Origin of the sequence: Bradyrhizobium algeriense (assembly GCF_003062295.1) — a bacterium.
Taxonomy (GTDB): Bacteria; Pseudomonadota; Alphaproteobacteria; order Rhizobiales; family Xanthobacteraceae; genus Bradyrhizobium; species Bradyrhizobium algeriense.
Window position 1 is genome coordinate 1 of record NZ_PYCN01000078.1, and the last position, 8,185, is coordinate 8,185.

Below are 8,185 nucleotides of genomic sequence, written 5' to 3' on the forward strand. Positions count from 1 at the left end.
GCACGCTGAACTGGCGAACGCGTCCGCCGCCATAGCTCACCGTCAGCACGTACACTTGGTGCCCTTCGCCGCGCGCACATTTCGGGCAGCCGCGCTTGTGACGAACAGTGCGCTCCAGCAGCGAACCACGCAGCAGTTCGCCGGTGACCGGCAGCTTGCCGACAAGCTTCTCGCGGGTTTGAAGAGCTCGATCTCGAATCATTCATAAGAATGAATCAATCTCACCCACACAACTCAACGCTGATTCCGTCCGATCTTGCAGTTTTCGCCCCACCAAGCGATTCTGGCTGCCTCAAAAGGCCGCCGAATTTTGCGCCGGAAAGTAGCTAGTCGAGGAACGCGCCCGCGTCCATCCTTTTGCGTTCAATGATGTGCACGGTATTCAGCATGTCGCTGCCATCACCTCGTGAAAGCAGCCTCTCGACCACGTCTTCCTTGAAGACTGTATCCATGCCTTCGCTGCCGAAGTAGTTCCGCGTGATCTTGCCGGGCGCCAACCGCATCGCTTCTATCGTCAAAGTATCCGAATGATGCAGCGGCAGGTGGTAGTCTCGCGATCGTGTCCGCAAGGCAGCGGCGTCAAGACTATGGTACTGTGAGGATTACGCTCTACACAAGCGTGACGACCGCTAGGCCGCACGCCGGACTGCTGTAGGTCTTGGTTGGGTGAAAACGCTTGATGACCCGCGATTTCGGCTGTCAATCGGCGTCGAAAATTGCATTTCGATCCCAACCGCTGGCTTTCACGTCGCGCACGGTTTCATCACAAAGCTAAAGCTCGCCTCCAAAATAGGGCCATGATCATCGCGAACTTCAACTGCTATGCGGTGCTGCGGCCTGCCTCTGACCCATTCGCGGGCCATCTCCGAGAGTGCAGTGGTCGCCTCTTCCCGAGCAGAATCGATGTTCGGCAGCTCCGCACCTTCATCATCGCGGATGAACTGGCTGCCGTCGCGGATATCAAAATAGTACCTCTTCATCGGCGACTCACGTGTCGTGCCGTCGAACAGATCTTGCAGCTCCAGATCGATCTTGCTGCCGCATTTGAGGTGCTGCTGCATGGCCCACCGCCTCAAATCGAAACAGCCAGCGGCGGTCTCGTTCCCGGCGTGCCTTGAAGCGGTCCAGGCACTTCTTGGAGCACGGCGTCGCCCGCCATGAGTAGTATCTGATCATGCCAATCTTTCCGTCACAGACGGCGCAGCTTGTCGCTGCTGGGCGATACTCAAAGCGTTCGTGGCAATCGCGCATCTTCATCTTCTTTGGGCCCCACCCGGGTACTGGAACTCCGGAGTCGCTGACTCACTGTGCGTGCAGAGGTGGAGTTCCGCCGCAAGATCATCGTGATCCGCCAATCTTGCGGCAGCTAAGGACGGGGCGCGAAGAGCTTGACTCTCACTGGTAGCATCCAGCTCGGCATCCAACATAAAGTTGTTGCTGCGTGCGCTCATTCGGCTTGAGCCTACATCCGGGAGACCGACCGAGCCCTTCGATCGGGCACCGTCCACAAACGAAAACTTACCTCGTCATGAAGAAGAAAAAGTAGCCAATTTCTCCTGGGCACCGCATATATCAGGCGAAATTCTCATATTTCGCGCTGAAGTTCATCGAAGAAACCGACTGCATCGATACCCAAGCGCGCCAGCGATCTTCGCTATCCTCAGTTGCGGATCGTTCCAGAAGCTACAGCTTGAACTTGACGAGCACGACAATGTGCAACTTGCCGGGATCAAGCAGGATGGAAGGGGCGGGTGCCGGTCTCCGGCATGAGCACCGGAACCGCGGATCAGCTCTACCTCGCTCTGCGGGTTGCTGCGATCGAAGATTATCTCGACCACGCCGACCCCCTGCCGTTCATTGCGGATGATCTGTTCATCAACTTCGACGAAAAGCGTGCTGCCGCCGGTTTCCGCGTCCTGGATGAGCTGGCAAAGAAGACTCAGGTGCTATTCTTTACGCACCACGAACATCTGGTCGACGTGGCCCGGAAAACCCTCGACGATGCGGTCAGCGTTGTGACTCTGCCGGTCGCTTCGAACTCGCCAAGCCCCCGGTCGGAGGCGGCTTGAGGGTCGGAGATCCCCACCACTTTCCGTAATCTATATTATCAGCTTCTGTTTCAATGACTTACAATAACCAAAGCTACATTTGCAATTTTGTAGAATTGCTCCTTTGCATCATCCCCCCGCGCCCCAAAACCCGCTTTGCAGCCAGGCGGCTAATCATTTCTTCTTGGGCACGAGATTGAGGCTAACGGTGCCACAGCTGCACCGGAGTACTTCCTTGTCACCCTTGATGGGCGAGACGCAGAGGAACTCACCGCAATCGGAATTGGGACACTGCATCAGGTGGAGCAGTCCCTGGAACGCGGTCGCCACCGCAGAAAATTCCGTAGGCTGCAGGTCCGCCCAGGCATTATAGTGCACGGCCTTGTTGATCATCCACTCCTCCGATTTTGTGGCCGCAACTCTCTTCTTGGATTCTACCTGGAGTGTTTCGGCGTCTTGCACATTCTTGCCCCAGGAAGCGGCAGAATCGCGGGCTTCCAGGAGACGGGCCTTCCACGCCGCAAGCACGCTGGGCCAGAGGTCGCCAAGATCGTATTGTCCATTTCCATGGTACTCGATACGGGCTCGCAAGTTGTCCGCAAGGATCGTTGAGGCAAATTCCAGGTAACGCCGCAGGATGCCGGCAGCAGTCGGAACATTACCTTTTGCAAGATAATCCTGAATCTGCGACCAGACGTCGCCCTCGTTCCAGACCTGCGGTCCGCTGTCAACGGTCCAGCCGCCGAAGCTCAGCGTGCCCTGAACAAGCTTCTCGCTTTGCATGAATTTGAGCCACACCCCATCGTGGGTGGTTAGAATGAATTGCGTATTTGGAAATTTCTGCTTGAGCAGCGCGCAAACTTCACGGCGATGCCCGGCATCGACCGACATCAGCACATCGTCCAGAACGGCGAGCGTGAAGCCATCGCCGAGCGTGTGTTTCACGAGGGCGAGATAAAGGCAAAGGCCCATGCCGTCCTGATGGCCCTCGCTGTGATAGGCTCCCGGCGGAAATTTACCCCGGCCGTAGAAGTCGACGTCGAAGGCAAGCTTACCAAACGATGGCGACAGTTTGCCCTCGAATTTGGCCTCATCATCACGGTTAATGAAGCTGTAGTAATCAGTGAAGTCCTTCTGAACCTTGTCGTAGATCCCTTCCAGAATGGTGGTGCTGACCATGCCGTAGTGGCTCAGCACAGCAGCCGCCGTTTCCGCCTGTTGCATAGCATCGGTCAAGTCCCGTTGCGTTTTGCGGCATTGGTCGTATTTTTCCTGAGCAACAATCAGAAATTCCTTCGCTTCTTCCTCCTTTGACGGATCGGCGAGCGTATCGATATACGCCGTCAAGCCATTGGTGGCGTCAAGCAGCTCGGGCGGAGACGGCGCGTCCAGCCGACCAAGCGCTTGCAAGGCGTCTGCAATCGCCGCCGGGTCGCGAACGACCTTGTCGAGAACGGCGCGGTCACCAGAGACTGCCTTCGCGTACGCGCGAAGCGGCGCAGCATCGATCGGGGGGGTGGCCTTCTCACACCATTCCGTCACCTTGCCGGCTTCACGCATGATGGCCTGCAGGTGAACCACGAGTGGTTCGACGGCGACGGCAAGCTGCTGCAGGATGGCTGCCGCGGCGTCGGCCTTTGCGATCTTCTCGTGTAGATGCTCGGTCAACAGCGCCACATCCCATGTGATATCGCAGAGCGGGCACGCATCTTCCTCGACGAGTTCGAGGCCCCGCTCAATGAGCGCCCGCTGCTTGACGATTTTTAGGAGGGCTGGATCGTTGGTGAGTTGAGTAAGCGCCGTGACCGAGTCAGCCTTCCCGCCCGCGATGGCCGCTTCCTGCGGAGCCGCCAACTGCTGCATGAACAGTTCAAGATCGCCCTTGGCACCAAGTTTGGAGAACTTGGGTGGCTGCAAACCCTGTCCAGTTTCAACATTGACGCCAGCTTTCAAGGCATTCTTCGGGGCAAGATCCGTGATGGGCTCGAGCTTCAGCACGGCGCGGCGAGCATTGACTCCGTCAAGCAGGTCGGACTTCTTCGGGTTCGCAAACCCGAGATGCTTGAAAAAATCAGCCTTTGTCCGCCGATCTTCGGCTTCGGTCCTTACCTGATCGCGCTTGGCGTCGTTCGCGACGCGTTGCAACGACATACGCACTTTTTCGAGTTCGGCCAGGCGCAGCAACTCCTGGACATACTGCGATCGTTTGCCTGCAGGAACGAGGACGTACTTAATGATCTCGCGGCGAGACAGCGCAAATTCGGGATGGGTTTCGAGCTGCGCAAGAATGGCTTTGGTTTCAGTATTGCTCGGCTTGAGCTCGGCAGTACCGGCGTTCTTGACGGTCCGTTCGATCGCGAAGCTTTTCTTAAGCGAGGGGACATAGACCTTGAGGCGAACAAGGGCTTTTTCCGGCTTCTTGTTCGCATCGACGTGTGGCGCATGGGCCTTAACGCTGAGTTCGGCGGTGCCGGCTCCACCGAGGCGCGTGATATTGCCCGTCAGAGCAAATTCAATCGCGTCGACGATTCCGCTCTTGCCGGTGCCATTCGGCCCCGCGATACCGAAACTTTTCCGACCCAGCGCACGCTTCAGGTGGCGGATTCCGCGAAACTCGACAATCTCGATTTCCTCAATCTGGATCATTGCTTGACCCCGCTGAGGTAAAAATAGCATCGCGCAGGCTCTCCGCGTCCAGCTTGTGCTGGTCGAGAGCCTGGCGAAGAGCTGCGAGCGCTTCGGCCGAAAGTGCCTTGTGATCCTCGAGCCGTTTCACAAAGGCATCAAAGACTGAGGTCACCGTTGCAGAGAAGGGCGGATCGGTGATTGCCATGTTGCTTCATTACGCTTCTGTTGCTCTTGGCGGCGGAGACTGATCATCCATGGCCAAGTTTCAGACGACCCAATCATCTGTCGTTGTACCATAGACAGGACTAAATCTGAGCGTGCTTCCCTCCTTTCCAAATTTCATATGCCATACAAGCAATTCGACAGTGCATCACCAGATCGCGACAAACCATCTAATACCATGGCAATAAAGCGCTTTCTGAAGCGGCAGTCGGATTAAGTGGAAGGCACGATCTTCCATCAAGACCGCTCGATAAAGCAAGCTAAATCATTGATGCGGCTCTAAAAAATCTTGATTTCTAGGCCAAAGTTCGACCCCTGCCAGAGCGACCACGTCAGGCGTCCAAGTTCTGGATGCTCGACCACCGCCTCGTAGCGGGTTTCCAGCCCAATCTGCCCCTCGTCGGCGCCGGCGGCATCCCAATCTAGATTAGCGTTTTCTTGGTTCGAATCATATCAGGCGGCGTCGGCGAGTTTGTAGGACCACGTGTGGATGACCGGATGGCGATTGACGTCGTCGATACCGGCCATGATGCGCTCCTTGATTCATGTTTTGAGGCCACCCGGATGTGGCGGAGGACTGAACGGGCGAACTTGGAGAAGAATCCCTCGATGAGATTGAGCCACGAGCCGTGCTTGGGGGTGAAGGTGAGCTCGAAGCGCCCGCTTGGTCGAGTGGCGAGCCAGGCTCTGGTTTCTCGCGAGATGTGCGCGGAATGATTGTCGAGGATCAACTTGATCGCAGTGTTCGACGGATAGGCGTCATCGATAAGCCTGAGGAGTTCGACGAACTCTCGACTGCGATGGCGATCTTTGACAAGGGCGTGGACCTTGCCGGTGAGCAGATCAATCCCAGCCAACAGGCTGAGCGTGCCATGGCGTTTGTATTCATGATCGCGCGCAAAGGTGGCGTGGACACCAGGCTTGGGCGGCAAATCCGGTGCCGTCGTTGCGACGGCCTGGATTCCCGGTTTCTCGTCGTAGGAAACGATCGTCACCGGCTTTCCCCGCTTCTTCTTTCCCTTGGCAGAGGCTTTCTTCAGGACTTCGACTTCCCGATAGACGCACAGGACCTCCGCCATCTTCTGTTCGAACTCGGCGTCGCGATTTTCAAGATAGTAACGCACCTTGTGCGGCTTGATTTCCTCCCGGCCGAGGATCTTGCACACCGTTCCCTGGACCAAATGGCCAAACACGCATGCCCTGCCGCCGGCCCGTGTTCGCGCGCATGGCGCGCCAAGAGCCGCGTCGTCCACAACTCATGCGGATAGCCGACGCCGAACTCGCAGGGGATGGTGAAGATCTGCGCCGGCGTCGCCGTTTCCGGCGCCCAGCGCCGGACCGAGAAGGCACGGCGCAGGCCGATGATTGGCATGAGGATGAAGCCCGCAAACGTGTCCGCCAGAAACTCTTTTGGGTCCTCCCAAGGGTGCGCCTTCGCATCCTCGCGCAGCTCGTCGATCGACGAGCCATGGCCGAACACGTGATGGCCGAGCTCATGCGCGCAATTGTAAGTGCGCCGCGGTAGCGGCCGTCGGGCCGAGAGATGGATGCGCGGAGGAAGGCCGCGCTGATACATCCCCTCCATGTTGATGTTGTTGAAGCGCACCACGACGCCCAGCGTCTCGCATACCCCGTAGATGCAGATCGGCCCGGCCTGGTCGAGTTGGGCCTTCGCCCGCGTGGCCGTGGCTGCCTGCATGGCCTGGGTCGCCAAGGCGCGGCGATCAAAGCTGGGTTTTTGGTGCGCGTCACACTCATCAGCGATCGTCCCCGTTCGCGGTGGAATCGTTGCGCATCGCCGCTAACAGCCTAAGCAAACGTTCCAGATCATCTGGCTTGAGTTTGGAGAGTTCGCGTGCGGCAAGCTCAAGCCGCGGATCTTGAACGTCGAGCGTCTCGGGCGCTTCGCCGAGCAGCCAGGCGACGCTGACGTCATAGATCTCTGCAAGTCGGACGAGTTCGTCGGCTGAGACACGGCGGTTGCCTGCTTCGATCTCGGTGATGGAAGGACGGTGCAGGCCGATTATCTTGGCGACATGGCCTTGTGACAAGCCGGACAGCTTGCGCGCCTCTTTTAGTCGATCAGCGATCTGGGCCCGCTTCGCGGGATCGAGCTCGGTCATGCCGCGGCCGCTTCCTTCTCGCTTTGCTTCTTGAGCAGGTCACAGACGAAGATCGCCGTCTCGTCGATGGAGCGCGGAAGCTTGGTGGTCTCGTCGACGAAGATATTGACGTCGTTCGGGATCGTCGCGCTGATCTCTGTGGCGAGGATCGTGGTCGCGACGGGCCAGACCTTGCTGTCGAACTTGGGCAAGGTCTCAACCGGTTTGATCGCGCCACTCAGCGCTGGGCACTCCAAGCCGCTGTCAGCTTGAATCTGGCTGAGAACAGCGATTAGCTTTTCCTTAAGGGTAGCAGGGTCCATGGAAGCCTCCTTGATCCGACATATGGTAAGATAATCTTACATTCGTGGATTTTCAAGGGGCTGTCGATCCTTCCAGCCGACTAGTAAAAATGTAATCTTCGTGCTACATATTTTGCCAATCTGTAGTACGAAGGTGACAAATGCCTACTCCACATAATCCTCCTGCCGCTGTGCGGCGGGCCCTGCGCAAGCTCGGCACGGACATTCACGATGCCCGCCGGCGACGACGGCTGCCGATGGCGGTCGTGGCCGAGCGCGCATTCACTTCCCGCTCAACGCTCCAGAAAGTTGAAGCCGGGGACACCAATGTAAGCGTCGGAATTTATGCCGGCGTCCTCCAGGCGCTCGGCCTGCTCGACCGTCTGAGCCAGGTCGCCGACATCAGCAACGACCCAGTCGGACAGGCGCTGGCCAGCGCAGAGCTACCCAAACATATCCACCTCAAGCGAACCGCCCGAGCCGACAATGGCTGATTTCGAAGTCCACATCGAGCTGGACGGCCGCACGCGGCGCGTCGGTTTGGCCAGAAGCAACCGCGTTCGAGGTAACGAAACAGTCGTCTTCGAGTATGCGCCCGAGTGGCTCGAAGATCCTGATCGCTTCTCTATCGAGCCGGCCCTCAAGCTGACGCGCGGCGGCTTCGCGCCACCACCCGGCCAAGCCATCTTCGGCTCCATCGGCGACTCCGCACCCGACACTTGGGGCCGACGTCTGATGCAACGCTGCGAACGCCGCCTAGGGTCTGTTGGGATTCAGGATTCTCATCCGGGCTTGGTTGTGATTCAAGCTGCGGATGGACCGATTCGTTTTGACTGACGCCCAATGGGCGAAGATGGAACCGCTTTGTCTCGGCAAGCCGAGC

Annotated in this window: 11 protein-coding genes and 1 pseudogene; 3 read left to right on the forward strand and 9 right to left on the reverse strand. The window is 58.0% G+C overall.

Annotated elements, in window-relative coordinates; genetic code table 11:
• From C7G61_RS41420 to C7G61_RS41425, 3 genes are all read right to left on the reverse strand, one after another.
• Positions 1–202, reverse strand: a 202-nt coding sequence (locus C7G61_RS41420) for a hypothetical protein (RefSeq protein ID WP_202975834.1), incomplete at its 3' end; no start/stop codon positions are given.
• Between the two features lie 124 nt (positions 203–326).
• The gene (locus C7G61_RS45365; protein WP_190242244.1) at positions 327–503 is read right to left on the reverse strand and encodes a hypothetical protein; all 177 of its coding nucleotides are present in this window, start codon (positions 501–503) and stop codon (positions 327–329) included.
• A gap of 240 nt (positions 504–743) precedes the next feature.
• Positions 744–1,061: a DUF6894 family protein gene (locus tag C7G61_RS41425; protein WP_190242245.1), complete on the reverse strand. Its 318-nt coding sequence runs from the start codon at positions 1,059–1,061 to the stop codon at positions 744–746.
• A 690-nt stretch (positions 1,062–1,751) separates the two neighbouring features.
• On the opposite strand from C7G61_RS41425, the gene C7G61_RS41435 reads away from it, so the two are divergent.
• Positions 1,752–2,069, forward strand: a complete 318-nt coding sequence (locus C7G61_RS41435; protein ID WP_108523277.1) for an ATP-binding protein — start codon at positions 1,752–1,754, stop codon at positions 2,067–2,069.
• A 153-nt stretch (positions 2,070–2,222) separates the two neighbouring features.
• Here C7G61_RS41435 and C7G61_RS41440 read toward each other — a convergent pair whose 3' ends face one another.
• The 6 genes from C7G61_RS41440 to C7G61_RS41460 form a co-directional block, all read right to left on the reverse strand.
• Complete coding sequence (locus C7G61_RS41440; RefSeq protein WP_190242246.1) at positions 2,223–4,694, reverse strand: ATP-binding protein; 2,472 nt, start codon at positions 4,692–4,694, stop codon at positions 2,223–2,225.
• Positions 4,681–4,881: a hypothetical protein gene (locus tag C7G61_RS44305; protein WP_145963801.1), complete on the reverse strand. Its 201-nt coding sequence runs from the start codon at positions 4,879–4,881 to the stop codon at positions 4,681–4,683. The genes C7G61_RS41440 and C7G61_RS44305 overlap by 14 nt, the downstream gene beginning before the upstream one ends.
• 439 nt (positions 4,882–5,320) lie before the next feature.
• Entirely contained in the window at positions 5,321–6,022 is a 702-nt protein-coding gene (locus tag C7G61_RS41445; RefSeq protein WP_420836843.1) for an IS630 family transposase, read from the reverse strand.
• Entirely contained in the window at positions 5,935–6,597 is a 663-nt protein-coding gene (locus C7G61_RS47770) for an ImmA/IrrE family metallo-endopeptidase (protein WP_410734043.1), read from the reverse strand. The genes C7G61_RS41445 and C7G61_RS47770 overlap by 88 nt, the downstream gene beginning before the upstream one ends.
• 58 nt (positions 6,598–6,655) lie before the next feature.
• Positions 6,656–7,021 carry a helix-turn-helix domain-containing protein gene (locus C7G61_RS41455; protein WP_108523280.1) on the reverse strand — a complete coding sequence of 122 codons (366 nt, stop codon included), beginning with the start codon at positions 7,019–7,021 and terminating at the stop codon, positions 6,656–6,658.
• Positions 7,018–7,323 carry a hypothetical protein gene (locus tag C7G61_RS41460; RefSeq protein ID WP_108523281.1) on the reverse strand — a complete coding sequence of 102 codons (306 nt, stop codon included), beginning with the start codon at positions 7,321–7,323 and terminating at the stop codon, positions 7,018–7,020. The genes C7G61_RS41455 and C7G61_RS41460 overlap by 4 nt, the downstream gene beginning before the upstream one ends.
• A gap of 140 nt (positions 7,324–7,463) precedes the next feature.
• On the opposite strand from C7G61_RS41460, the gene C7G61_RS41465 reads away from it, so the two are divergent.
• Together C7G61_RS41465 and C7G61_RS41470 are read left to right on the forward strand one after the other, a co-directional pair.
• Positions 7,464–7,796: a helix-turn-helix domain-containing protein gene (locus C7G61_RS41465; RefSeq protein WP_108523282.1), complete on the forward strand. Its 333-nt coding sequence runs from the start codon at positions 7,464–7,466 to the stop codon at positions 7,794–7,796.
• A pseudogene (locus C7G61_RS41470) lies at positions 7,789–8,058 on the forward strand (HipA N-terminal domain-containing protein); the annotation flags it as partial. The gene C7G61_RS41465 and the pseudogene C7G61_RS41470, both read left to right, overlap by 8 nt.
• Positions 8,059–8,185 lie beyond the last annotated feature (127 nt).